Source organism: Kitasatospora sp. NPDC051914 (assembly GCF_040680995.1).
GTDB lineage: Bacteria > Actinomycetota > Actinomycetes > Streptomycetales > Streptomycetaceae > Kitasatospora.
This window is the reverse complement of the sequence record NZ_JBFAXX010000041.1, coordinates 38,400-62,358: the sequence shown is the minus strand read 5'-3', so window position 1 is coordinate 62,358 and position 23,959 is coordinate 38,400. Positions and strand designations below refer to the sequence as shown.

General features: G+C 73.0%; 19 protein-coding genes. 10 read left to right on the top strand and 9 right to left on the bottom strand.

Annotated features, from left to right (window positions below; all coding sequences use genetic code 11):
• Window positions 1–4: 4 nt before the first annotated feature.
• From AB0M03_RS25505 to AB0M03_RS25485, 5 genes are all read left to right on the top strand, one after another.
• Complete coding sequence (locus AB0M03_RS25505) at window positions 5–1,459, top strand: class I adenylate-forming enzyme family protein (protein WP_363494661.1); 1,455 nt, start codon at window positions 5–7, stop codon at window positions 1,457–1,459.
• Window positions 1,456–2,505, top strand: a complete 1,050-nt coding sequence (locus tag AB0M03_RS25500) for a cytochrome P450 (protein WP_363494659.1) — start codon at window positions 1,456–1,458, stop codon at window positions 2,503–2,505. The genes AB0M03_RS25505 and AB0M03_RS25500 overlap by 4 nt, the downstream gene beginning before the upstream one ends.
• A gap of 5 nt (window positions 2,506–2,510) precedes the next feature.
• The gene (locus AB0M03_RS25495; protein WP_363494657.1) at window positions 2,511–3,425 is read left to right on the top strand and encodes an NAD(P)-dependent oxidoreductase; all 915 of its coding nucleotides are present in this window, start codon (window positions 2,511–2,513) and stop codon (window positions 3,423–3,425) included.
• A gap of 302 nt (window positions 3,426–3,727) precedes the next feature.
• Window positions 3,728–6,493, top strand: a complete 2,766-nt coding sequence (locus AB0M03_RS25490) for a PKD domain-containing protein (RefSeq protein ID WP_363494655.1) — start codon at window positions 3,728–3,730, stop codon at window positions 6,491–6,493.
• A gap of 32 nt (window positions 6,494–6,525) precedes the next feature.
• Window positions 6,526–9,291, top strand: coding sequence for a PKD domain-containing protein (locus tag AB0M03_RS25485; RefSeq protein ID WP_363494654.1), 2,766 nt, complete (start codon window positions 6,526–6,528; stop codon window positions 9,289–9,291).
• A gap of 58 nt (window positions 9,292–9,349) precedes the next feature.
• On the opposite strand, the gene AB0M03_RS25480 is transcribed toward AB0M03_RS25485, so the two are convergent.
• Window positions 9,350–9,550 carry a DUF5326 family protein gene (locus AB0M03_RS25480; RefSeq protein WP_363494652.1) on the bottom strand — a complete coding sequence of 67 codons (201 nt, stop codon included), beginning with the start codon at window positions 9,548–9,550 and terminating at the stop codon, window positions 9,350–9,352.
• Between the two features lie 223 nt (window positions 9,551–9,773).
• On the opposite strand from AB0M03_RS25480, the gene AB0M03_RS25475 reads away from it, so the two are divergent.
• Complete coding sequence (locus AB0M03_RS25475) at window positions 9,774–12,545, top strand: PKD domain-containing protein (protein WP_363494650.1); 2,772 nt, start codon at window positions 9,774–9,776, stop codon at window positions 12,543–12,545.
• 62 nt (window positions 12,546–12,607) lie between these two features.
• Here AB0M03_RS25475 and tenA read toward each other — a convergent pair whose 3' ends face one another.
• Window positions 12,608–13,270, bottom strand: a complete 663-nt coding sequence (tenA, locus tag AB0M03_RS25470; protein WP_363494648.1) for a thiaminase II — start codon at window positions 13,268–13,270, stop codon at window positions 12,608–12,610.
• Between the two features lie 59 nt (window positions 13,271–13,329).
• Window positions 13,330–13,647, bottom strand: coding sequence for a cupin domain-containing protein (locus tag AB0M03_RS25465; RefSeq protein ID WP_363494646.1), 318 nt, complete (start codon window positions 13,645–13,647; stop codon window positions 13,330–13,332).
• A 152-nt stretch (window positions 13,648–13,799) separates the two neighbouring features.
• Between AB0M03_RS25465 and AB0M03_RS25460 the strand changes: the two genes are divergently transcribed.
• Window positions 13,800–14,177, top strand: coding sequence for a phage holin family protein (locus AB0M03_RS25460; protein ID WP_363494644.1), 378 nt, complete (start codon window positions 13,800–13,802; stop codon window positions 14,175–14,177).
• Window positions 14,178–14,196: 19 nt separating this feature from the next.
• On the opposite strand, the gene AB0M03_RS25455 is transcribed toward AB0M03_RS25460, so the two are convergent.
• Window positions 14,197–14,625, bottom strand: coding sequence for an SsgA family sporulation/cell division regulator (locus AB0M03_RS25455; RefSeq protein WP_363494642.1), 429 nt, complete (start codon window positions 14,623–14,625; stop codon window positions 14,197–14,199).
• Window positions 14,626–14,969: 344 nt separating this feature from the next.
• Between AB0M03_RS25455 and AB0M03_RS25450 the strand changes: the two genes are divergently transcribed.
• Window positions 14,970–15,497 (top strand): NUDIX domain-containing protein, encoded by a 528-nt coding sequence (locus AB0M03_RS25450; RefSeq protein WP_363494640.1) that lies wholly within the window; start codon window positions 14,970–14,972, stop codon window positions 15,495–15,497.
• 28 nt (window positions 15,498–15,525) lie between these two features.
• Here AB0M03_RS25450 and AB0M03_RS25445 read toward each other — a convergent pair whose 3' ends face one another.
• The 4 genes from AB0M03_RS25445 to pdhA all read right to left on the bottom strand — a co-directional run bounded on the left by AB0M03_RS25445 (window position 15,526) and on the right by pdhA (window position 21,046).
• Window positions 15,526–17,259 carry a globin domain-containing protein gene (locus AB0M03_RS25445; protein ID WP_363494638.1) on the bottom strand — a complete coding sequence of 578 codons (1,734 nt, stop codon included), beginning with the start codon at window positions 17,257–17,259 and terminating at the stop codon, window positions 15,526–15,528.
• A gap of 297 nt (window positions 17,260–17,556) precedes the next feature.
• Entirely contained in the window at window positions 17,557–18,903 is a 1,347-nt protein-coding gene (locus tag AB0M03_RS25440) for a dihydrolipoamide acetyltransferase family protein (protein WP_363494693.1), read from the bottom strand.
• A 5-nt stretch (window positions 18,904–18,908) separates the two neighbouring features.
• Window positions 18,909–19,904 (bottom strand): alpha-ketoacid dehydrogenase subunit beta, encoded by a 996-nt coding sequence (locus tag AB0M03_RS25435; protein ID WP_363494636.1) that lies wholly within the window; start codon window positions 19,902–19,904, stop codon window positions 18,909–18,911.
• Window positions 19,904–21,046: a pyruvate dehydrogenase (acetyl-transferring) E1 component subunit alpha gene (gene pdhA, locus AB0M03_RS25430; RefSeq protein WP_363494634.1), complete on the bottom strand. Its 1,143-nt coding sequence runs from the start codon at window positions 21,044–21,046 to the stop codon at window positions 19,904–19,906. The genes AB0M03_RS25435 and pdhA overlap by 1 nt, the downstream gene beginning before the upstream one ends.
• A gap of 148 nt (window positions 21,047–21,194) precedes the next feature.
• Between pdhA and AB0M03_RS25425 the strand changes: the two genes are divergently transcribed.
• A complete protein-coding gene (locus AB0M03_RS25425) occupies window positions 21,195–21,659 on the top strand; it encodes an Lrp/AsnC family transcriptional regulator (RefSeq protein ID WP_363494632.1) in 465 nt (154 codons plus the stop codon).
• A 214-nt stretch (window positions 21,660–21,873) separates the two neighbouring features.
• Here the strand turns inward: AB0M03_RS25425 and AB0M03_RS25420 are convergent, their stop codons facing one another.
• Window positions 21,874–22,458, bottom strand: coding sequence for a TetR/AcrR family transcriptional regulator (locus AB0M03_RS25420; protein ID WP_363494630.1), 585 nt, complete (start codon window positions 22,456–22,458; stop codon window positions 21,874–21,876).
• A gap of 216 nt (window positions 22,459–22,674) precedes the next feature.
• Between AB0M03_RS25420 and AB0M03_RS25415 the strand changes: the two genes are divergently transcribed.
• A complete protein-coding gene (locus AB0M03_RS25415) occupies window positions 22,675–23,946 on the top strand; it encodes a glycosyltransferase family 39 protein (protein WP_363494628.1) in 1,272 nt (423 codons plus the stop codon).
• Window positions 23,947–23,959: the final 13 nt, after the last annotated feature.

Sequence of the window (23,959 nt, the reverse complement as noted above, 5' to 3'; positions counted from 1 at the left end):
GGACGTGCTCGACCACCTCACCCGCGTCCTGCGGGACGGCGCCGACCGGCCCGCCGTCCTCGGCTGCACCCGCAGCGGAGCCGTCCGGGTCCGCGCCCGCTGCGGCGAGATCGCCGACCTCGCCGACGCGTACGCCGCCGCACTCCACCACGGTCACGGGCTCGCCGCCGGGGACACCCTCGGCGTCGCCGTCCGGCCCGGCCCGCGCGCGCTCGCCCTGATGCTCGCCGCCCACCGGCTCGGCCTGCGGGCCGCCGTCCTCGACCCCTCGGCCGGCCCGGACGTGCTGCTCGCCCGCCTGGAACTCGCCCGCCCGGCCCTGGTCGTCGCGGACGCCGCCGCCCAGGCCGTGGCCGGCTGGGCCCGCGGCCTCGCCCGCCGCGCCTCGCTGGAACTGCCCCGTCTCGACGCGCTCGGCCCGGTCGCCACCGCAGGACCGCGCCGCCCCGGCTGCGCCCCCGCCCTGCGCACCCCCGGCGGCCGCCCGCCCGCGCCCTACGACGGCGACGGCGACGCGGTGATCGTCTTCACCTCCGGCACCACCTCCGCCCCGCGCGCCGTGGTGCACACCCGCGCCTCGGTCGCCGCCGGGATGCGGGCGGTCGCCGGGCTGGTCCGCCCGCAGGCCGGGCAGGCCGTGCTCGGCGGCACCTTCTTCGTCCTCGTCCCCTCGCTGGCGGCCGGCGCCACCGTCGCCCTGCCCGCCCGCTCGCCCAAGGTGCTCGGCCGGCAGGTCCGCCGCCTCGCCCCCGCCGAGACCTATCTGACACCGCCCCAGCTGCGCGGCCTCGACCAACTCACCGGCCGGGTCTGGACGGGCTCCGCGCCGGCCTCCGCCGGACTGCTGCGCCGTGCCAAGCAGGCCGGCGCCACCGAGGCCTGGGGCGTGTACGCGCTCACCGAGCTGTTCCCGGCCGCGGCCGTCGAGGAGGCCGACAAGTCCGCCTTCGACGCCGACGGCGACCTGCTCGGCCACCCGCTGCCCGGCGTCACCGCCCGGCTCGCCGACGGCGGCGAACTGCTCCTCGCCGGAGCCGCCGCCCGCGACCGCTACCTCGGCGAACGCCCCGACCCGTGGGTGCGCACCGGCGACCGCGCGAGCCTCGACCCGGACGGCCGGATCGTCCTCGCCGGCCGCTGCAAGGACATGGTGCTGCGCCGCGCCGAGAACATCTACCCGGGCCTGTACGAGCCCTCCCTGCACCTGCCGGACGTCGAACTCGCCCTGCTGGTGGGCGTGCCCGCAGGGGACGGCGACGAACGCCTGGTCGCCCTCGTCCAGCCGCGCCGCGGCGCCGACCGGCACCGGCTGCGCGCCGACCTCGAACGCCCGCTGGCCCGGATGGGCAGCGCCCGCCCGGACGCCGTCCTGCTCGGCGATATCCCGCTGGCCGGCCGCTCCCGCAAGCCCGACCGGGCCGCCGCCGCCCGGCTCTGCGCCCGCGAGCTCGCCCGGTGAGCGCGGACCGCACGGCCGTTCCGGCGCGCGCCCACCGCACCGCCCGGCGGCTCGACCGGCGGGTCTACCTGGCCTCCCACCCGGTGCTGTTCGCACTGCTCGCCGCCACCCGCCGGCGGCCGGTCGTCCGCCTCGGCAGCACCGTGCTGGTGCACGGCGCCGAGGCGTACCGCGAGGTGCTCACCCGCGTCCCGCTGGACCGCACCGCCGAGGGCACCACCGGCGGGGCCGCCGCCCGGCGCACCGACGGCGGACTGCTCTTCGACCAGGACGGCGGCGAGCACCGCGCCGCCCGTCGCGACCTCACCGAACTCCTCGGCGCCCACGGCACCGAAAAGCTGCGCCCGGTGTGGCAGAGCGTCCTCGACCGCCGGCTCGCCGGACTCACCGGCACCGTCGACCTGGTGGACGTCGTCCGGGAGCTCGCCGGGGCCACCGCCGCCGCCCTCACCGGCAGCACCGCCGAACCGGCGGAACTCGCCCGCGCCTGCGCGGAGGCCGCCGCCGAGGCCGCCCGGGAGCACCTGCCCGGCCTGCCCCGGCGCACCTCCACGACGGCCGCCGAACACCTCACCTCCCTGCTGCCGGGCGGCCGGGACGCCATGCTCGCGGTCGCCGCCGTCAACACCACGATCGCCGCCCTCCCGCGGGCCGCCGCCTGGTGCGCCCGGGCCGGCCTGTGGAGCGACGTCTCCCCCGAACTCGCCGCCGAACTGCTCCGGTTGACCGCACCCTCGCCGATCCTGCCGCGGGTCGCCGCCGACGACGCAACGGCGGCCGGCTGCCCAATCGGCCGCGGCGACCGGCTGGTGCTGGTCGCCCGGCACGCCGCCGGCGCCCACCGCAGCGGGCCCGCCGACCCGCAGGCCGCCCAGGCGGTCTTCGGCGCCGGCCCGCACGCCTGCCCCGGCGCCCGCCTCGCCCGCGCCCAGCTCACCGACTTCCTGGCCGCGCTGGCCCCGCACCGGCCGGTGGTCGTCCGGGCCTCCGTGGACCGCCGTGCCGCCCTCCCCGGCTACTCCTCGCTGCTCGTACGGAAGGGCTGATCCGCATGCTCCGCATCGCGATCACCGGCGCCAGCGGTTTCTGCGGCTCGCACCTCGCCGAGGCCGCGGCCGCCGCCGGCGCAGAGGTGCGCTGCCTGGGCCGCCGACCGGGCCCGGTCGGCACCCACGTCCGCTGGGACGCCGCCGCCGAGGACCCCGACCTGCGCGGCGCCGACCTGGTGGTGCACTGCGCCGCCGCCGTCGGCGACCACCCGCCGGGCTCCCCCGCCGAGGCCGAGCAGCACGCCGTCAACGTCGACGGCACCGCCCGGCTGCTGGCGGCCGCGGCGGGCACACCGGTGGTCCTCGTCTCCAGCGCCAGCGTCTACGACCCGCGCGCCGACCGCAGCCTGGTCCGCGAGGACCACCCGACCGGCGGCGGCCACCGCAATGCGTACGGCCGCACCAAGGCCGCCGCGGACCGGCTCGCCCTGCAGGCGGGTGCGGTGGTGCTGCGGCCGCGCGCCGTCTACGGCCCCGGCGACCCGCACCTGATGCCGCGTCTGCTGGAACGCGTCCGCCACGGCCTCCTGTTGCTGCCCGGCCCCGACGTTCCGCTCAGCCTGACGGCCGTACAGAACCTCGCCGAGGCCTGCCTGGCCGCCGCCGAGTGGCCACCCGGCGCGTACAACATCACCGACGCGGAGCCGTACCGGCGGGACACCGCCGTCCGAACGGTGCTCGCCGCCCAGGGCGTTCGCGTCCGGATCGGCCATGTGTCGGTCGCCGTCGCCGAGTTCGCGGCCCGCCGCGGCCTGCTGCCCGGCCTCACCCCGTACGCCGTCGACCAGCTCGCCCGACCCGTCGTCCTGGACACCACCAGGGCCACCGACCAGGGCTTTCGACCACGCTGGGCGTTGACCTCTGCACTGTCCGCCACAAATGATCACGAATGCGCAACACCCACGAAGATCACGTGACACTTCGCATGCCACCCGCCAGAATCCCTCTGCCCGTGCGTGAGCGGACCACCGCCCGCGGGCCGGGAACTTTTCTGGGGGACAGGTCGCCATGCGCACCCGCCACACCGCTGCCCTCGTCGCAGCATGCCCGACGGCACTGCCCGTCGGGCGCCGGCACGCGGACACCGAGACCGGCCCCGCCGTCGTCCCGTTAGGCACCGTCGCCCCCTGGACCCGACCGGCACCACCCCCGTGGTGACCGCCCCCTCCGGCCGGTCCGCCGACGCCTGACCGGCCCACTCCACCCCCGGGAACCATTCATGCGCATCCGCCGCACGGCCGTCCTGACGGTCGCCTGCACCACCGGCCTCCTCGGCCTGGCCTCCCCGGCCCACGCCGAGACGGCCGCCACGCTCTACGTCGACAACAGCGTCGGCGTGCCGTGCTCGGACTCCGGTGAAGGCACCAAGGAGCAGCCGTTCTGCTCGATCACCGCCGCGGCGGCCGCCGCCGTCGCCGGCCAGACGGTGGAGATCGCCACCGGCCAGGGCTACACCGGGCAGGTCGCGCTCACGCGTTCCGGCGAGTCCGGCAAGCCGATCGTCTTCACCGGCGCCCCGTCGAACCTGATCCCCCAGGTCAACGCCGGCACGTCACCGGCGTTCGCGATCGACGGACTCCACGACGTCGAGCTCCGCCGTCTCAGGGCCTCCGGCGGCGTGTCGGTCACGAACTCGGACCGGATCACCCTCGACCGGCTGACGGCCACGGCCCAGGGCACGACCAACGGGGTCCGGATCGCCGGTGCCAGCCACGACGTCACGCTCAGCCGGTCCACCGTCACTGCCGTGCGCGGCACCGTCCCGGTCAGCGTCGAGGGGGCGACGGGCACCCTCATCAGCAGGGTGGTCAACGGCACCATCGCGCACAGCACGATGATCAGCGTGACCGACGCTCCCAACACCAGTGTCCTCAACAACACCGGTGTCTACGGGTGCGGCTCGGGCGTCGCCCTCGCCGGCAGCTCGACGGGCGCCACCGTCGTCAACAACGTCTTCACCACCACGGGCTCCACCACGTGCACCGCGGCGGAGAAGAGGCCGCTGATCTCCGTGGCGGCCACCGCTGCCGAGGGCACCCGCGTGGGGTACAACAACCTGCGTTCTTTCACCGGGGCCTCGCTCTACTCCTGGGCCGGCGCCGAGTACAACGCCCCCGAGGACTTCCGTACCGCCACCACCCAGGGCGAGCGGGACCTGGTGATCCCGGTCGATCAGCCCGCGACCGGCAGCCTGTCGCTCGCGACCGACTCCGCCGACGCCACGGTTCCCCGCGTTCAGGAGACGAGCTCCTCCGGCCTGCCCCCCGCCGACGACCCGCGAGTCCCCAACACCGGCACCGGCTACGGCTACCTGGACCGCGGCGCGTCCGAGCAGCAGGACTCCTTCGACGCCGTCGCCGTCGCCGTCGACCAGACCTGGGCCCCCTACGGCACCACGGTGACCGCCACCGCCAAGCCCACCGACCTCTGGCCGACGGCCCTGACCTACACCTTCGACTTCGGCGACGGCACCCAGGTGACCACCAAGGAGACGACGGCCACCCACGTCTACGCCTCGCCCTGCACCTGCAAGGTGAAGGTCACGGGCGTGAACGGGGCCGGAGTGTCGAAGGTCAGCACCCCGGTGGACGTCAAGGTCACCACCCCCGGCCCGATCGTGCCGCCGCTGTCGGCCACCCCGGACCTCCCGCTCGGCAACAGCCCGATCGGCCGGACCTCGCCGCTCTCCGTCGCGGTCGACGCAACGATCACCGATTCGGCATGGCCGATCGCTTCCTACGCCTTCTCCTACGGCGACGGTTCCCTGACCGAGAGCTCCTCCTGGTCGAACGGCCGGCACACCTACGCCAAGCCCGGCGACTACCAGATCACGGTGACCGTCCGGGACATCAAGGGCAACACCGGCACCGCCTCCACCACGTTCCACGCCGAGTACGCGAAGGCGACGTACAACCCGGTGACACCGTTCCGGATGCTCGACACCCGGCCGATGTCCGGCCTCTACGGCGGCAACACGCTGAAGCTGAACGTCTCCTACGGCTACCCGGACGTCATCAAGCCGGTCACCTCCGGCAGCCCCGAGGCCGTCGTGCTCAACGTCACCGCGACCAACGCCACCGCGGACACCTACCTGACGCTCTTCCCCAGCGGCCAGGACCGCCCGACCGCCTCGAACCTGAACGTGAAGGCCGGGCAGACCGTGGCCAACCTGGTCACCGTCCCCGTCGGCAGCGACGGCATGGTCGAGCTCTTCAACCTCTCCGGGCGCACCGACGTCGTCGTCGACTTCGTCGGCTACTACCAGCCCAATGCCGGGCAGGGATTCACCTCCACCGGCCCGGCCCGGCTCTCCGACACCTCGATGGCCGGCGGCGCCACCAGCACCCTGAAGGTCACCGGCAAGGCCGGCGTGCCCGCCGACGCCACCGCCGTGGTCGTGAACCTCACCGCCGACCGGCCCACCGCCAACGGCTACCTCACCGCCTACCCCCACGGCACCGACCGGCCGACCGTCTCCAACCTCAACTTCCGCACCGGCCAGACGATCGCCAACCAGGCCATCGTCCCCGTCGGCGCCGACGGCTCGATCGACCTCTACAACTTCACCGGCAACACCCGTGTCGTCGTGGACGTCTTCGGCTACTACAGCCCCGGCAGCAAGGGCCTCTTCACCCCGGCAGCCCCCGTCCGCCTCGCCGACACCCGCTACGACAACACCAAGCAGCCCCTCGGCCCCGGCGCCCAGCTCAACCTGCCCATCGGCGGCACCCACGGCGTCCCCGCCAATGCCACGGCCGCGGTCCTCAACGTCACCGCCACCCAGCCCACCAACCCCGGCTACCTCACCGTCTGGCCCGACCTCACCACCCGGCCGAACACCTCCAACCTCAACCTCGCCCCCGGCGTCACCACCCCCAACCACGTCACCACGCCACTCGGCACCAACGGCCGCGCGAACATCTACAACTTCAGCGGCAACACCCACGTCATCGCCGACCTCGCCGGCTGGTTCACCAACTCCTGACCGGCCCCTCTGCCATCTCCGGAAAGCAGTCCATGCGTATCCACCGCACAGCCGCCCTGACCGTCGCCGGCATCACCGGCACCCTGGTGCTGGCGGCACCGGCTCACGCCGAAACACCCACCACTCTGTACGTGAGCAACAACTCCGGAGCCGGCTGCACCGTCACCGGCGACGGCACCCAGCAGAAGCCCTTCTGCACCATCGGCGAGGCCGCGGCCGTGGCCCAGCCCGGCCAGACGGTGGAGATCAGGGGCGGCTACTACCGCGAGCAGCTGGTCCTCACCCGATCCGGCGAGCCCGACAAGCCGATCAGCTTCCGCGGCACCGGCGGATCGGTGGGCATACAGGCCGACGACCAGAGCTCGCGGGCGGCCATCGCCGTCAACGGAGTCCACGACGTCGTTCTCGAGGGTCTCACCGCCTACGGCGGCACCACCGTCACCGGTTCCGACCGCGTCACCTTCAACAAGGTCGTCTCGAACGGTGTCGGAACGCGACCCGGCGTGCTGGTCGGGAACGGCAGCCACGACGTGGCGGTCACCCGCTCGGTCATCGGAGCGCAGCAGGGCTCCCCCCTCGTCAAGATCGAGGGTGCCACCGGAACCCTGCTCGGCCGCAACCTGGGCGGCGGATCCAGCGACAAGCCGTCCGTCCTGGTCAGCGCGATGGACGCGCCACGTACCACGGTCACCAACAACACCAACACGCGGGGATGCGGCATCGTCCTGTCCGGGGACTCGGCGGACTCGAACATCTTCAACAACGTCTTCGCGGCCGCCGCTCCGCCCGCCACCTGCAGCGGTGAGGCACGGCCTCCGATCTCGGTGGCGGCATCGGCGACCACCGGTACCCGTGTGGGCCACAACCTGCTTTCCTCGACCGGCACGACCGTGTACTCCTGGGGAGGAACGGAGTACGCCGCTCCCGAGGCCTTCCGGCAGGCCACCGGGCAGGGTGAGAAGGACCTGGGCGTTCCTGCCGGGACGGTCCCTGCCGGCAACCTGGCGCCGGCCACCGACTCGGCGGACGCCACGGCGCCCGGCGTGCTGGAGACCGATTCGGCAGGCAAGGGACCCGAGGACGACCCGCGGGTGCCCAACACCGGTACCGGCTACGGATATCTCGACCGCGGTGCGATCGAGCAGCACGACAACCTCACCTCCGTCGCCCTCGCGGTGGACGAGGCCTGGGCGCCCTACGGCACCACGGTCACCGCCACTGCCACGCCCACCCACAACTGGCCGAGCGGGTTGAAGTACACCTTCGACTTCGGCGACGGCACGGTGGTCGAGACCTCGGACACCAAGGCGAGCCACGTCTACACCGCGCCGTGCAAGTGCACGGCGAAGGTCACCGCCACCACCGGTGGCGGCGTCACGAGGACCAGCGGCCCGTCCAGCGTCCAGGTCACCGAGCCCGGCGACCTCCAGGCCGCCCTGGACGTCGTGCACGAGGGGCACAACGTGCAGCACACCGACTTCGTCCCCTCGCTGACCTTCAAGGCCGACGCTGCCCGGAGCACGGCTCCCTGGCAGATCACCGGCATCACCTACGACTTCGGCGACGGCACGCAGCAGACCACGGCCTCGCTCCAGGAGCCAGCCTGGCATTCCTACGTCGCTCCGGGCGACTACACCGTCACGGTGACCCTCCGGGACTCCAAGGGCCACACTTCGACCGCGTCCAGCACGCAACACGTGGCCTACGAGGCCTCGAAGTACGTTCCCGACACCCCGTTCCGCATGCTGGACACCCGGACCCTGGGCGGTGCACCGCTGCAGGGCGGCACCACCCTCGAATTCTCCGTCCTCCCCGGCCGCGGGTGGAACGACCACATGATGGCCTCGAACCCCGAGGCCGTGGTGCTCAACGTGACCGCGACCAACGCCACCGCGGACACCTTCCTCACCGTCTTCCCCGGCGCGCAGGTGCTCCCGACCGCGTCCAGCCTCAACGTGAAGGCCGGGCAGACCGTCGCCAACCTGGTCACCGTCCCGCTCGGCAAGGACGGCACCGTCCAGGTGTACAACCACGCCGGGCGCACTGACGTCGTCGTCGACTTCGTCGGCTACTACAACGCGTTCTTCGGCCAGGGCTTCACCGCCACGAGCCCGGCCCGGCTCTCCGACGCCCCGATGGCCGGCAACACCACCAGCACCATGCGGGTCGCCGGCAAGGCCGGCGTCCCCGCGGACGCCACTGCCGTGGTCGTCAACCTGACCGCCGACCGGCCCACCGCCAACGGCTACCTCACCGCCTACCCGCACGGCATGGCCCGGCCGACCGTCTCCAGCCTCAACTTCCGTGCCGGGCAGACGATCGCCAACCAGGCCATCGTCCCCGTCAGGGCCGACGGCAGCATCGACATCTACAACTTCACCGGCAACACCCGTGTCGTCGTGGACGTCTTCGGCTACTACAGCGAGACCGGCAAGGGCCGCTTCACCCCCACCACGCCGACCCGTCTCGCCGACACCCGTGCCGACGGCAGCAAGCAGCCGCTCGGCCCCGGCGCCCAGCTCAACCTGCCCATCGCCGGCACCCACGGCGCCCCCGCCAATGCCACCGCGGCCGTCCTCAACGTCACCGCCACCCAGCCCACCAACCCCGGCTACCTCACCGTCTGGCCCGACGGCACCGCCCGCCCCGGCACCTCCAACCTCAACCTCGCCCCCGGCGTCACCACCCCCAACCACGTCACCACCCCGCTCGGCACCAACGGCCGCGCGAACATCTACAACTTCAGCGGCAACACCCACGTCATCGCCGACCTCGCCGGCTGGTTCACCGAGAGCTAGCCGGAGCATGCCGAAGGGCCCCACCCCGCAACGGGAGTGGGGCCCTTCGACGGCAAGGTCAGTTCCTGGCTGCCTTCTTGACCAGGATCACCACCGCGGCGCCGAGGCCGACCACCAGCAGGACCTTGATCAGGAATCCGATCAGCGAGCCGACCACGCCGACCACGAACCACAGCAGGTTCCAGGCCAGGATCAGCACCAGGATCGGGACGACGATGTTGCGCACCCACGAGGGCAGCGACTTCCAGAGCTCGGCCATGTCCGTTCCTTATCTCCCCTCGGGCTCGGCGCCGGTCCGTCCGCCGCTTCCCGTTCGTTTCGGTACTTCGATCGTAGGGCGCCGCCTGCACCGGAACGAGGGCCCGGGCCCCGGAGAGAACCCGGAGATCACCCCGAGACCGGGCCCGGGGGACCCCCTGATGGGTGCCCGAACGACCGGCTCCATACTTCTTTCACCAACGACTTGGGGGGACCACCAAGCCATGCGAAGAATCCGTGCCATCGGCCTTGCCGCCGCCACCGTGACGGCCGTCCTGGGCATGCCCGTTCCGGCCGCCGTCGCGGCATCCGGGGACCTGTACGTGGACAACACCGGCACCTGCTCGGACTCCAACCCGGGCACCCGGGCCGCGCCCTTCTGCACCGTCGGCGCAGCAGCCGCCGTGGTCGAGCCCGGCACCACCGTCCACCTGAACGGCTGGTTCAAGGAGGACCTCCGCATCACGCGCTCGGGCGAGAAGGACGCACCGGTCGTCTTCACCGGCCCGGGCACGGTGACCGGGGTGAACCCCAACGACTCCACACCGGCCGTGACCGTCGACGGCGCGCACGACGTGGTGTTCCGCGAGGCCCCGCTGTTCTCGGCGCTGGTGAAGAACTCGGACCGGGTCACCTTCGACCGGACCACGAGCGCGTCGGACAGCACGCCCCTCCCCCTCGTCGCCATCACCGGCGGAAGTGACAACAGGGTCACCCGCAACTGGCTGGACCAGGGCGGAAGCACCGGGGTTTCGGTCTCGGGCGGTGCCACCGGCACCGTCGTCAGTGGCAACGTCGTCGCCACCGACCGCAGGGGCATCGTGGTGGACGGGGCGACCGGCACGGTCGTCACCAACAACACCGTGCTGGACGGCTGCGGTCCGGGCATCGGTCTGTCCGGCGGTTCCACGGGCTTCCGCCTGTACAACAACATCGTCGCCTGGCACACCAGCACGCACCCGAACCCGCGGGACACCTGCGGCGAGGGCACTTCCGCCACCGAGGTGCTGGCCTCCGCGGACTCACTGCCCGGCAGCAAGGCCGACTACAACCTGGTCTGGCCTGCCACAGGCGGCCTGGCGTACAACTGGGGCGGCACTGCTGCCAAGAGCGTTGCCGAGCTGCTGGCCGTGTCGAACGGCGAGGGCACCCACGACCTCATGGCGGACCCCATGATCATCGCGGGCATGCCCGGCGAGGGCTCCCCGGCCATCGACTCCGCGGCCATGGACGCCCCCGGTGTCCTGGACACCGACCTGGTCGGCAACCCGCCCGTCGACGACCCGCTGGTCGCCAACAGCGGCTCGGGATCCGGGGTCCTCGACCGCGGGGCGTACGAACTCCAGGACGCGCTGGACTCCGTGACGCTCTCGACCGACAACTCATGGGCGCCGTACGGAACTGCGGTGACCTTCACGGCCAAGGCCCAGTCCCGCTGGCCCGCCACACTGATCTACACCTTCGACTTCGGCGACGGCACGTCGGTGAAGCAGACCGGCCTGTCGACGGCGACGCACACCTACGGCGCGGCATGCGCCTGCAAGGCGACCGTGACCGTCACGGACCAGTCCGGCCGACAGGTGAAGACGGCCCAGGTCGAGGTGAAGGCGACCACTCCGGGCGAGCTCACCCCGAAGATCACCGTGAACCCCGCCCTGCCCTCGTCGAACGACCCGATCTCCCACACCCCGCCGCTCACCGTGCGGGCCGACGCCGCGGCCACCGCGGCGCCCTGGCCGACCACCTCGTACGCCTTCGACTTCGGTGACGGCTCCCCGGTGGTGACCAGTGGCTACCAGGCCGAGTCGCACACCTACGCCAAGCCCGGCGACTACAAGGTCACCGTGACGGTCAAGGACTCCAAGGGCAGCTCGGCCTCGACGAGCACGACGGCCCACGTGGAGTACGCGAAGGCGACGTACACGCCGGTCAAGCCGTTCCGGATGCTCGACACCCGGAAGACCTGGCAGTCCCTCAGCGGCGGCAATTCGCTGACGCTGGACGTCTCCAACGGCTATCCCAGCGGCGACAAGCCGGTCACCTCCGGCAGCCCCGAGGCCGTCGTCCTGAACGTCACCGCCACCAACGCGACCGCGGACACCTACCTGACGCTCTTCCCCGGCGGCCAGGACCGTCCGACCGCCTCCAACCTCAATGTGAAGGCCGGGCAGACCGTCGCCAACCTGGTCACCGTGCCGGTCGGCAAGGACGGCACCGTCCGGGTCTACAACCATGCTGGACGCTCCGACGTGGTGGTCGACTTCGTCGGCTACTACCAGCCCAACGCGGGGCAGGGGTTCAGCTCGACCAAGGCGTCCAGGCTGGTCGACACCACGTTGACCGGGAACACCACCAAGACGCTCAAGGTGGCCGGAACCGCCGGGGTCCCCGAGGATGCCACCGCCGTCGTCCTCAACCTGACCGCCGACAGGCCCACGGCCAACGGCTACCTCACCGCGTTCCCGCACGGGATGAACCGACCCACAGTCTCCAACCTCAACTTCCGCACCGGTCAGACCGTCGCCAACCAGGCCGTCGTGCCACTCGGCGCCGACGGCAGCATCGACCTCTACAACTTCACCGGCAGCACCCGGGTCATCGCCGACGTCTTCGGCTACTACAGCCCTGACAGCGGGGCCCTCTTCACGCCGATCGTGCCGAGGCGCATCCGCGACACCCGCAGCGGCTCGCCGGTCGGTCCGGATGGCACGTTCGGTGTCGACATCACGGGCTTCGGTGCACCCTTCTACTCATCGGCCGTCCTGCTCAACGTCACCGCGGTCCAGCCGACGGCCTCCGGCTACCTGACGGTCTGGGGCGGCAGCAGCACCAGGCCCGCCACCTCGAACCTCAACTTCGCACCGGGACAGACCGTCGCCAACCACGTCACCGTGCCGTTCAGCCCGATCGCCACCGACGGGCGGCTCCGCGTGTACAACTTCACCGGCGACACCCATGTCGTCCTCGACCTGACCGGTTGGTTCTCACTGCCCTGACCCGGCGTCGCCGGGGCCCCGCTCCCGCGATCGGAAACGGGGTCCCGGCCTTATGCGGACCGTCAGACCGGCCAGGTCTCGCCGCGCCAGGCGGCGTCCCAGAACATCCACTCGTAGCGCGAGGTGGTGGTGAAGTGCCGGACCATCCGGCGCCGTTCGGTGGGGGAGATCTCCTCGCCGAGCCGGTCGGTGAGGTCGAGCACCCGGCGGACGACGGACTGGAAGGCCTCGTCGCCGTAGGCGGCGATCCACTTGGCGTACAGCGGGTCGGGGGAGGACTTCGCCAGCAGCGCCTCGCCGACCCTGGCGTAGATCCAGTAGCAGGGCAGCACGGCGGCCACGGCCTCGGCGAAGGAGCCGCCGTGGACGGTGGCCAGCAGGTAGCTGGTGTAGGCCAGGGTGGTGGGCAGCACCGGCTCGGCGGCGGCCTCCGCCGCGGTCTCGCCGAAGGCGGTCAGGAACTCGGCGTGCATCTCCTGCTCGGCCGCGAGGGCGCCCACCGCGTCGTCGGCGAAGGCGCGGACGTCGGCCTCGTCCGGCGCCTTGGCCGCGCACACGGCCAGCGCCCGGGCGTAGTCGCGCAGGTAGTGCGAGTCCTGGACGACGAAGTGGCGGAACGCCTGCCGGGGCAGGGTGCCGTCGGTGAGGCCGGCCAGGAAGGGGTGGGCCAGGATCTCGCCGTAGACCGGCTCGATCGCCGACCAGAGTTCGTCGGTCAGGGCCACTGTTCTCGCTCCTCGTCTCCGGGTGGTCGCGCCCGGCCGACCCTACCCGGCGCCGCCGGTCAGTCCTCCGGCGGCGAGAAGATCACCAGGACGCGCAGTTCCTCGGTGATGTGGTGGAAGCGGTGCGGCACCCCGGCGGGCACGTACACGACGGTGCCGCGGCCGACGGTGGTGGTCTCGCGGCCGACGGTGAGCTCGGCCCGGCCGCTGATCACCTGGTAGATCTCGTCCTGGTCGTGCGGGGCCTGGGTGTCGGTGTCGCCGGGAGAGAGCGCGTAGAGGCCGGCGGACATGTTTCGCTCCTTGAGGAAGCGCAGGTAGGAGCCCTGGTGGGCAGCCCGTTCCGCGTCCAGCTCGTCCAGCCGGAAGACCTTCATCGCGCGCTGCTCCTCTCCGGGCCCCGTTCCGGGCCGGGACCATTCAACACCCGGTCCGGACGCCCGCCGGTGCGGGCCCGGGGCGAAGAAGGCGCACGACGTTCCCGCCGAGAGCTTCCCAGCGGGCGGGCGGCCTGCGACCATCCGGTGCCATGAAGAGTTTCGTGATCAAAACGCTCATCAACGCGGTGGCCATCTGGGTCGCCGCCTGGATCGTCGACGGGATCACCCTGTCCGACGGCAGCTGGGGTCACCAGGCACTGACCGTGATCGCGGTGGCGCTGGTCTTCGGCGTGGTCAACTTCCTGATCAAGCCGTTCGTGAAGCTGCTCTCGCTGCCCCTGTTCGTGCTCACGCTCGGCCTGATCACCTTCGTGATCAACGCCCTGATGCTGTGGCTGACGTCCTGGGCGTCCGACGTGCTCGACCTGGACTTCCACGTGTCGGGCTTCTGGTCGGCCCTGCTCGGCGCCCTCATCATCAGCGTCGTGTCCTGGGGCCTGGACCTGGCGCTGGGCGACGACGACTGAGCGCCGGCCGTGCCGGCGGTCAGCCGGCGTTCTCGCAGCCGCCGCTGAGGATCAGGTCGAGCTGGGCCTCCAGCTCGACCTCGGTCTCCTCCTGGCCCATCGGGACGAGCTTGTCCGTCCGAGCGAGGAAGGCGATCAGCGGCGGCGCGGGCGCGCGCAGGGTGGCGTCCCCGTCGGGGGAGCGCAGGACGACGCAGATCTCGGTGAGGTCCTCGCCGATCGGGTGCAGGTGCACGTCGCCCTCGCCGGCCGGGCGGCTGATGCCCTCGACCAGCAGCTCGCGGGCGAAGTACCACGTGACCGGGGTGTCCCCGGGCAGGTGGAAGGTGAACCGCACCGCGTACGGGTCGTCGGTGTCGTACCCGAGGTCGACGGCGATACGGACGGAGAGGTCGTCACCCGCCACGAGGTCCATCACCACATGGCCCAGGACTGTGCTGCTGTGCATGCGCGCGCTACCTCCGCGATCCGTTGGTGTCGGCCTGCCCGGCTGGCGGCCATTGCAGCACAGGGGCCACCCCGCTTCAATCATTACGCCGGGTGAAGGCGCCGATTGGGCTTCAATTCCAAGAGCAAACTAGTGTCCGACCTTGTCGATCGACAACCGGAGTGCGACCTTCCTTTGAATGGAAGATCCAATTCCGTGACCGGCCGGACCGGGTCGAACACGCAGCGGCACGCCGAATCATCCGTTCGGCCCAACGTTTTCCCCCTGTTCGCCCATGTGTGCGAGTTTCATTCCGCCCTGTACGCGGGAGAATCACGCACAACTCCCGTGTCCCGGAGGTGGCCATGGCCGTCCCCGTCCGCCCCGTCGTCAAGCGCACCGCGCGGGCGATCCTGTTGGAGGACGACCCGGGCGATCCGCACGCCCCGGCCACCATCCTGCTGATCCGCCGGGTCCGGCCCGGGGCCGTCCACCCGTACTGGATCACGCCCGGCGGCGGCGTCGAGCCCGGCGACCGGACGGTCGTCGACGCCCTGCACCGCGAGGTGGACGAGGAGCTCGGCGCCAAGGTCCAGGACGTGGTGCCCGCCTTCGTCGACACCGTCGCGCACTCCCACCACGACGACGGCACCCCGGCCCACCCGCACGGGGTCAAGGTCCAGCACTTCTTCGTCTGCCGGCTGGCCTCCATGGACCTCTCCCGGCGGCACGGTCCCGAACTGGAGGACCCGAACGGCGAGTACGAGATCGTCCGGCTGCCGTTCACCCGCGAGGGCGTCACCTCGGTCAACGTCGTACCTCCCAGCCTGCGCGCCTACCTCGCCGCCAACATCGAGGGCATCCGCGCCCTGCTCGCCCGCGACCTCGCCTGACCCGCCGACCGGCGGCCTCCGCCGGGGCTCAGCCCGCGGCCTGCTCGGCGGCCAGGTCGTGGTGGATGCGCTCCTTCGCGATCCCGGCCCGCAGCAGCACGCCGACCGCCCGCCGCACCATCGCCGCCGGCCCGCCCAGGTAGGCGTCGTGGCCGTGCCACGGCGCGTACCGGGAGACCACCTCCGGCAGTTCGCCGACCACCTCGCCGCCGGACGCCGCGTCCTGCGCGGACACCACGGGGTGCACCTTGAGCCAGGGGTGCCGCCGGTCGAGGGCCCGCAGCTCCTCCAGGGCGTACAGCTCGGACGTGCTGCGGGCCCCGTAGAAGACCTCCACCGAGCGGCCGCCGGGGCCGTGCTCGGCGACCTCCTCCACCAGCGCGGCGATCGGGGCGATGCCGGTGCCGCCGCCGAGGCAGAGCAGGTCGGCGCCGCTGCCGTGGTCGACGACCATGCCCCCGGCCGCCGGGCCCAGCCGGAGCACGTCGCCCGGTGCCGCGCGCCGGACGAGCGCGGTGCTCACCCACCCCGCCTGGACGGACTTGACGTGGAAGGTCAGCAGCCCGTCCGGCCGGGGCGCGGTGGCCAGTGAGTACGGCCGCCAGACCCTCGGCCACCAGGGCGTCTCCACGGTGGCGTACTGCCCGGCGCGGTAGGGGTAGGGCTGCTCCGGCCGGACGGTGAGCACGGCGACGTCCCGGCCGCGGCGCTCGTTGGAGACGACCTCGGCCCGCCACCAGGCCGGCGCGCTGCGGGCGTCGTCCTCGGCGGCCTCGATCATGATCCGGGAGACCAGTCCGTAGACCCGGCGCCAGGCCAGCTCGGTCTCGGCGTCCCAGCGGCTGCCGCTGTACTTGGCGAGCGCCGCCACCAGGCACTCCCCCACCGGCGCGTAGTGGGCGTTCAGGGCGCCGTACTTGCGGTGGGCCCGGCCGAGGCCGGACAGGTACTCGGTCAGCCGGGCCGGGTCGTCCGCATGGCGGGCGATCGTGAGCAGCGCCCGGAACAGCCGGTCGCGCTGCACGTCCATGGCGGCCGGGAAGAGCGCCCGCACCTCGGGGTGGTGCACGAAGAACACGGCGTAGAAGTGCGCGGTGGCCTGGTCGGCGACCGGCTCGACGACGGCCAGGCTGTCCCGGACGAGGGCGAGGTCGCGCGGGGTGGGCGGCCGGCACGCTTCGGGGGGAACGGTCTGCGGCAGCGGCGCGGGCCACGGTGTGCCGACGGGGGCGCCCGCCGTCCAGGCGCGGCTCCAGCGGTCGCCGGGGCCGGTCCAGTTGCGGGCCGGGGCGGCGGTGTGGCGGGGCAGCGCCGGCGCGGGGGTGCCCGGCCCCGGGGCGCCGGGTCCGGCCGCGTCCGGGTGGCCCGGTGCGGGGATGCGCGGCGGCACGGTGGGCGGCGCCGGGACGACCGGCACCGCGGGCGCCGGCACGGGCCCGGGAGTGCCGGGCGGGGCCGCCGGGGCGGCGGCGGGAGCGGACAGGGCGGGGAGGGCCCGGAGGGCGGGCAGGCCCGTCGGCAGCGGCGCCGCCGCAGTGGGACCGTCCTCGGGGGCGGGGGCGGCCCCGGCGGCGTCCCGGTCGGCCGGGGGGAGCGCGGGAAGTGCGCGGGCCTCGGCGGTCTCCGCGGCCGCGGCCGCGGCCGGGATCTCGGGGGCGGCGGGTTCCGCCGGGGCCGGGGTCTCGGGGGTGGCGGGTTCCGCCGGGGCCAGCCCCGGCACGGCGGCCGGGCCGGTCGAGCCCGATCCGGATCTGACCCGCATCGGACGTGCCTTCAACGCGACATGACGAGTAGCCAAGAGAATCGTTCCGCTTCCGGTCGCCCTGCACAGCCGAACGGCTGGTGCTGTATCTGCTGACGCCTTCAGCAGACTGGCACGACCGGGGTGCCCGTCCCACGAATCAACCGAACCCCGGACATACGACCGGCGTACGCGCTAGTCTCACGCAACTCGCGCCCCCTTTTCCCACGCGCACGCCGGGGCGCCCGTGCCCGGGCGCGTGTCCGCGAACGCGCGCGGGCCGGGCTCAGTGAGCCCGGCCCGGTCCGTCGGAGACGGTCAGAGCGTGCGCAGCAGCAGCCCCGGCTGCTCCACGCAGTCGGCGACGAAGCGCAGGAAGCCGCCGGCCGTGCCGCCGTCGCACACCCGGTGGTCGAAGGTGAACGACAGCTGGGTGACCTGCCGGACGGCGAGTTCGCCCTCGTGCACCCACGGCTTGGGGGTGATCCGGCCGACGCCCAGCATGGCCGCCTCCGGGTGGTTGAGGATCGGCGTCGAGCCGTCCACCCCGAAGACCCCGTAGTTGTTGAGGGTGAAGGTGCCACCGGTGAGCTCGGCCGGGGTGAGCGAGCCGGCCCGGGCCGACTCGGTGAGCCGGGCGAGCTCGGTGGTGAGCTTCTCGGTGCCGAGCAGCTGGGCGTCCCGCACCACCGGGACGACCAGGCCGCGCTCGCTCTGGGCGGCGAAGCCCAGGTGCACCGCGCGGTGCCGGACGATGTGCGAACCGTCCTCCGACACGCTGGAGTTGAGTTCGGGGAAACGCTCCAGCGCGGCCGTGCAGATCCGGGCGAGCAGGGCCAGCACGCTGACCTTCGGCCCCGGGGCCCGGTTCAACTGGGCGCGCAGCGCCATGAGTTCGGTGGCGTCGGCGTCCACCCAGCAGGTGGCCGCCGGGATCTCGCGGTGGCTGCGGCCGAGCTTCTCGGCGATGGTGCGGCGCAGTCCGCGCAGCGGGATCAGCTCGGCGTCCGCGGAGGCCGCCGCCGCGGGGGCGGGGGCCTGGACCGGGGCGGCGTGGGCCGCGGTGTCCACGGCCCGCTGCACGTCGGCCCGCATGATCAGGCCGTCCGGGCCGCTGCCGGCGAGCAGGGCGAGGTCGATGCCGTGCTCGCGGGCCATCCGCCGGACGAGCGGCGAGATCACCGGCACCACGGCGGAGGCGTGCACGGGCGCGGCCTGTGCGGCCGGGGCCGCCACAGCCACGGGAGCGGGCGCAGCCACAGGGGCGGTCGCAGGCGCAGGTGCCGGGACGGCGGCGCCGACCCTGACCCGGGCCCGGCGGGCGCCGCGCGACTCGGCGACGCCGTACCCGACCAGCGGGCGCTCCACCGGCTCGCCGGGGCCGCCCGGGGCCGCGGGTGCGGCAGTACCGTCGGCCGGGGCGGCGACCGCGACGGTCACCAGCGGGGCGCCGACCGGCACCTCCTCGCCGACCTCGCCGAAGAGCGCGGTGACCACCCCGCCGTACGGGCAGGGCACCTCCACCACGGCCTTGGCTGTCTCCACCTCGACCACCGGCTGGTCGACGGCGATGACCTCACCGACCTCGACCATCCACCGCACCACCTCGGCCCCGGTGAGTCCCTCACCGAGGTCGGGCAGGGTGAACTCGCGGACGACAGGCATCACGGTCACACCTCCCACTGCAGCCGGGCGACCGCGTCCAGGATCCGGTCCACCCCGGGCAGGTGGTGGTGCTCCAGCATCGGCGCCGGGTACGGGATGTCGAAGCCGGTGACCCGCAGCACGGGGGCGGCCAGGTGGTGGAAGCACTTCTCGGTGAGCCGGGCGGCGATCTCCGCGCCGGGGCCGGCGAAGCCGGTCGCCTCGTGGACGACGACCGCGCGGCCGACCGAGCGGACGATCTCGCAGGCGGTCTCCTCGTCGAAGGGCACCAGCGAGCGCAGGTCCAGCACCGCGAGGTCCCAGCCCTCGGCCTTCGCGGCCTCGGCGGCCTCCAGGCAGACGGGCAGCGAGGGCCCGTAGGTGATCAGCACGGCGGAGCGGCCGGTACGGCGCAGCACGGCCTTGCCGATCGGCTCGACCGGCGCGGCCGGGTCCCACTCCGCCTTGCCCCAGTAGAGCCGCTTGGGCTCCAGGAAGACCACCGGGTCGTCGGAGGCGATGGCCTCGCGCAGCAGCCCGTAGGCGTCGTGGACGGTGGCCGGGGCGACCACGTGCAGGCCGGGGGTCTGCACGTAGTACGCCTCGGAGGAGTCGCTGTGGTGCTCGACGCCGCCGATGCCGCCGCCGTACGGGACGCGGACGGTGATCGGCAGCGGCAGCTTGCCGGCGGTGCGGTTGCGCATCTTGGCGACGTGCGAGAACAGCTGCTCCAGCGCCGGGTAGGCGAAGGCGTCGAACTGCATCTCGACCACCGGGCGCAGGCCGTACATGGCCATGCCGACGGCGGTGCCGAGGATGCCGGCCTCGGCGAGCGGGGTGTCCAGGCAGCGGTCCGGGCCGAACTCGGCGGTCAGGCCGTCGGTGATCCGGAAGACGCCGCCCAGCTTGCCCACGTCCTCGCCCATGACGTGCACGGTCGGGTCGGCCTGCATGGCGTCGCGCAGGGCGGCGTTGAGCGCCTGTGCCATGGTGCTGGTGCGGGCGGAGACAACTGTCGTCATCAGTGGTGCACCTCGGCCTCGGCGGCCAGTTCGGCGGCGAGCTGGGCGGCCTGCTCGCGCAGCTGCGGCGTGGGCTCGGCGTAGACGTGGGCGAAGAGCGACATCGGGTCGAGCTGCGGGTCCTCGTGGAACTCGGCGCGCATCCGGGCGGCGAGCGCCTCGGCCTCGTCGGCGGCCTCCTGGACGAGGGTGTCGTCGAGGATGCCGAGCGGGCGCAGGTGCCGCTCCATCAGCAGGATCGGGTCGTGCTCGCGCCAGGCGGCGACCTCGTCGTCCGTCCGGTAGCGGGTGGCGTCGTCGGCGTTGGTGTGTGCCTCGACGCGGTAGGTGAGCGCCTCGACCAGGGTCGGGCCGCCGCCGTTGCGGGCGCGCTCGAAGGCCTCGGTGAGGACGGCGTGCACGGCGGGGGCGTCGTTGCCGTCGACCAGCCGGCCCGGCATGCCGTAGCCGACCGCCTTGTGGGCGAGGGTCGGCGCGGCGGACTGCTGGGTGAGCGGGACGGAGATCGCGTAGCCGTTGTTCTGGACGAAGAAGACGACCGGGGCGTTCAGCACCGCGGCGAAGTTCAGCGCCTCGTGGAAGTCGCCCTCGCTGGTGCCGCCGTCGCCGAGCATGGCGAGCGCGACGACCGGGTCGCCGGCCAGCCGGGCGGCGTGCGCGAGGCCCACCGCGTGCGGGGCCTGGGTGGCGAGCGGGGTGCAGAGCGGGGCGGTGCGGGTGGCGTGCGGGTCGTAGCCGGTGTGGGCGTTGCCGCGCAGCAGGGTGAGGGCCTCCAGCGGGTCCACTCCGCGGGCGACCACGGCGAGGGTGTCGCGGTAGCTGGGGAACAGCCAGTCCTGCTCGCGCATGGCCATCGCGGCGGCGACCTCGCAGGCCTCCTGGCCGATGGTGGCCGGATAGACGGCGAGGCGGCCCTGCTTGGTGAGGGTGGTGGCCTGCTGGTTGTAGCGGCGGCCGACGACCAGGCGCCGGTACAGCTCGCGCAGCAGCGCCGGGTCCGCCTTCTCCAGGGCCGGGGTGCCCAGGACGCGGAAGGGGGAGTCGTCCGGCAGCAGCGGGGCGGGGTCGGTCCGCGGGGCAGTGGCACCGGGCAGCCAGCCGGGTACCGCGGCCGCCTGGTGTCGGTGGTCGAGAACGGTCATCTCGGGGCACCTCCGGGGTGATGGGGGCTCCCTACCGATTGTTCGGTTGTCTGTTCATCTTGACCAGATGTGCGACAGGGTGGTGGACAATCGGCCCGATCAGCGGTCGACTGGGGGCAGCGTGTCCAATCAGGGAGGGTGGGGGGCCATGTCGGCTGAACAGACGTCCAGGCTCGACCGTGTCGACCGTGCGATCCTGCGGCTGCTGCAGCAGGACGGCCGCGCTTCGATCCGCTCGGTCGCCGAGCGGGTGCACGTCTCCCGGGCCAATGCGTACGCCCGGATCTCCAGGATGGTCGACGAGGGCGTGATCCGCGGGTTCACCGCGCGGGTGGACCACGAGAAGTCGGGCCAGGGCGCCGCCGCGTACATCACGCTGAAGATCGTCCAGAACTCCTGGCGGACGATCCGCGAGCAGCTGCTGGAGCTGCCGGGGGTGGCGCACATCGCGCTGGTCGGCGGCGAGTACGACGTGCTGATGCTGGTGCACACCGCGGACAACCGGGCGCTGCGGGAGCTGGTGCTCAACCGCATCCAGGCGATCCCGGACGTCCTGGGCACCCAGACCATGCTGGTCTTCGAGGAGACCGACCAGGTGCCGCCGGACGCATGAACCGGGTGACCGCCCGGGGGCCCTAGGGCCTGTCCGGCGGATCTTGTCGGATCAGCGCGCGGCGTCGGGCGCCCGTCTGGGCGCGCGCCCGAGTCGGCCTCGTACTGGACGTACGTGGGCGATTCAGGCGTGCGTCCAGGCGTGGGGGCACCTCCCGGCCGAAGGCTGGGGGAGATCCGGCGTCGCGCGCCCGACAAGATCCGCCGGACAGGCCCTAGCGGGCCCGGAGGCCGTCGAAGGCGAGGTGGACGACCGCGTCGGCGACGCCGTCGGTGCCCTTGGCGCCGGGGCGGTACCACTCCACGATGGAGTTGATCATGCCGAAGAGCAGCCGGGTGGCCATCCGCGGCTCGACGTCCGCCCGCAGCTCGCCGGCGGTGACCGCGGCCCGCAGCAGCTCGGCGACCCGGTGGTCGAAGTCGCGCCGGCGCTCCAGCGCCCACTGTTCGGTGGCGGTGTTGCCGCGCACCCGAAGCAGCAGGGTCACGTAGGGGAGTTCGGCGAGCAGCACCTCGGCGGTGCGGCGCACCACGTGCTCCAGCCGGTCCACCGCCGGGCCGGTGACGGCGGCGGGCTCCTCCAGGATGGCGAACAGCGCGTCCAGGGCGCGTCCGACGGCGAGCCGCAGCAGCTCCTCCTTGCCGCGGACGTGGTGGTAGATCGAGGACTTGGAGATCCCGGCTGCCCGGGAGAGGTCCTCCATCGAGGTGCCGTCGTACCCGCGGTCGTTGAAGACCTGCACCGTCACGGCGAGCAGCGAGTCGACGGTGTAGGCGGTGCGGGGGGTGTTCTCGGCCATGTGCACGAGTATCCCCGGCCGATCGGGGCGTGATCGGCCCGGGGTCGCCGCGGCGGCGGTCCCGCCCGTCACGCGGCCGGGACCGGTACGGGCGGAACTCCTGCGGCGGGGCCGGAGTCCTGAACAGCAGCCGGTACGCTGGTCGGATTTTGCACAGGATGAACGGACGACCGGTGCCGCACTGCGGATGGCGCACGAGACGGGAGACCCGGCGGTATGGGTTCGACGATCGGCACGGCCACGGAACACCCCACGGCTCCGGACGATCCCGTCGGTGCGACCGGCCCGGCCGGGCGGCGCGGCCGTGACCGGCTCCGCGCCGCAGCCGGCCGCTACGGGCCTGCGCTGCTGGTCTACGGCGCGGTACGGCTGGTCGGCCTGACCGTCTTCGCCCTGCTCGCGAACTGGTCGGGGGATTTCCACAAGAACGATCCGCGGTTCGGCGGCGGCCGGACCTTCTGGGACATCCTGGGCTCCTGGGACGGCTGGTGGTACCGGCAGATCGCGGAGAACGGCTACCACCCCCAGCTGATCGCACTCCCTGCGGGCGGCCCGTGGGACTACGAACAGAACTCCGCGGCGTTCTTCCCGCTCTACCCCGGTCTGATGCGGCTGGTCTCCTCGGTCACCGGCCTCGGCTCCTACGGCGCCGGCATGCTGGTCTCGGTGGTGGCGTCGTTCGCCGCCGCGGTCGGCATCTTCGCGGTCGCGGCCCGGCTCACCGACCGGCGCACCGGCATCGTGGCGGCCGCGGTCTGGGGCGTGTTCCCGGGCTCCGGCGTCGAGTGGGCGGTGTACTCGGACTCCCTGTTCGTCGCCCTCGCCGCCTGGGCGTGCTACTGCATCCTGACCGAGAACTGGCCTGCCGCCGGCCTGATCACCTTCCTCGCCGGACTCAACCGGCCCACCGCGGGCGCCCTGGTCGCCGCCCTCGGCACCGCCGCGCTGATCTCGCTGGTGCGCCGGCGGGGTCCGGCGCTCGCGCCGATCGCCGCCACCCTGGTCGCCCCGCTCGGCCTGGTCGGCTACATCGCCTGGGTCGGCTGGCGGATGGGCGACCTCGGCGGCTACTTCACCCTCCAGCGCGGCGCCTGGAAGCACTACTTCGACTACGGCCGGCACACCCTGGACGTGGCACGCGGCGTCCTGTTCGGCCACTACGACTACGGCTTCGCCTATCCGACCGAGGACCTGATCGGCCTGCTGCTGGTGGCCCTGCTGCCCGTCCTGGTCTTCCTGTACCTCCGCCTCCGGCCGCCGGCCGCCCTGACCGTCTACACCCTGCTGACCATCGTCATGGTCCTCGGCAGCTACCAGATCTTCGGCAACACCTCCCGCTACCTGCTGCCGGCCTTCCCGCTCTTCCTGCCGATCGCGGTCGCCCTGCGCCGCCTGTCCCCGCCCTCGCTGGCGGCCGTGCTCGGCAGCGCCGCCGTCGCCTCCGGCTGGTACGCCGGTTTCGTCATCTTCGAGCTGGGAATTCCGTAACCCCTGCCGGGCC

Coding starts and splice junctions, on each gene's coding strand:
- AB0M03_RS25495 (WP_363494657.1), top strand. CDS start 2,511: ATGCTCCGCATCGCGATCACCGGCGCCAGCGGTTTCTGCGGCTCGCAC.
- AB0M03_RS25490 (WP_363494655.1), top strand. CDS start 3,728: ATGCGCATCCGCCGCACGGCCGTCCTGACGGTCGCCTGCACCACCGGC.
- AB0M03_RS25485 (WP_363494654.1), top strand. CDS start 6,526: ATGCGTATCCACCGCACAGCCGCCCTGACCGTCGCCGGCATCACCGGC.
- AB0M03_RS25480 (WP_363494652.1), bottom strand. CDS start 9,550: ATGGCCGAGCTCTGGAAGTCGCTGCCCTCGTGGGTGCGCAACATCGTC.
- AB0M03_RS25475 (WP_363494650.1), top strand. CDS start 9,774: ATGCGAAGAATCCGTGCCATCGGCCTTGCCGCCGCCACCGTGACGGCC.
- AB0M03_RS25465 (WP_363494646.1), bottom strand. CDS start 13,647: ATGAAGGTCTTCCGGCTGGACGAGCTGGACGCGGAACGGGCTGCCCAC.
- AB0M03_RS25460 (WP_363494644.1), top strand. CDS start 13,800: ATGAAGAGTTTCGTGATCAAAACGCTCATCAACGCGGTGGCCATCTGG.
- AB0M03_RS25455 (WP_363494642.1), bottom strand. CDS start 14,625: ATGCACAGCAGCACAGTCCTGGGCCATGTGGTGATGGACCTCGTGGCG.
- AB0M03_RS25450 (WP_363494640.1), top strand. CDS start 14,970: ATGGCCGTCCCCGTCCGCCCCGTCGTCAAGCGCACCGCGCGGGCGATC.
- AB0M03_RS25445 (WP_363494638.1), bottom strand. CDS start 17,259: ATGCGGGTCAGATCCGGATCGGGCTCGACCGGCCCGGCCGCCGTGCCG.
- AB0M03_RS25440 (WP_363494693.1), bottom strand. CDS start 18,903: ATGCCTGTCGTCCGCGAGTTCACCCTGCCCGACCTCGGTGAGGGACTC.
- AB0M03_RS25435 (WP_363494636.1), bottom strand. CDS start 19,904: ATGACGACAGTTGTCTCCGCCCGCACCAGCACCATGGCACAGGCGCTC.
- pdhA (WP_363494634.1), bottom strand. CDS start 21,046: ATGACCGTTCTCGACCACCGACACCAGGCGGCCGCGGTACCCGGCTGG.
- AB0M03_RS25425 (WP_363494632.1), top strand. CDS start 21,195: ATGTCGGCTGAACAGACGTCCAGGCTCGACCGTGTCGACCGTGCGATC.
- AB0M03_RS25420 (WP_363494630.1), bottom strand. CDS start 22,458: ATGGCCGAGAACACCCCCCGCACCGCCTACACCGTCGACTCGCTGCTC.
- AB0M03_RS25415 (WP_363494628.1), top strand. CDS start 22,675: ATGGGTTCGACGATCGGCACGGCCACGGAACACCCCACGGCTCCGGAC.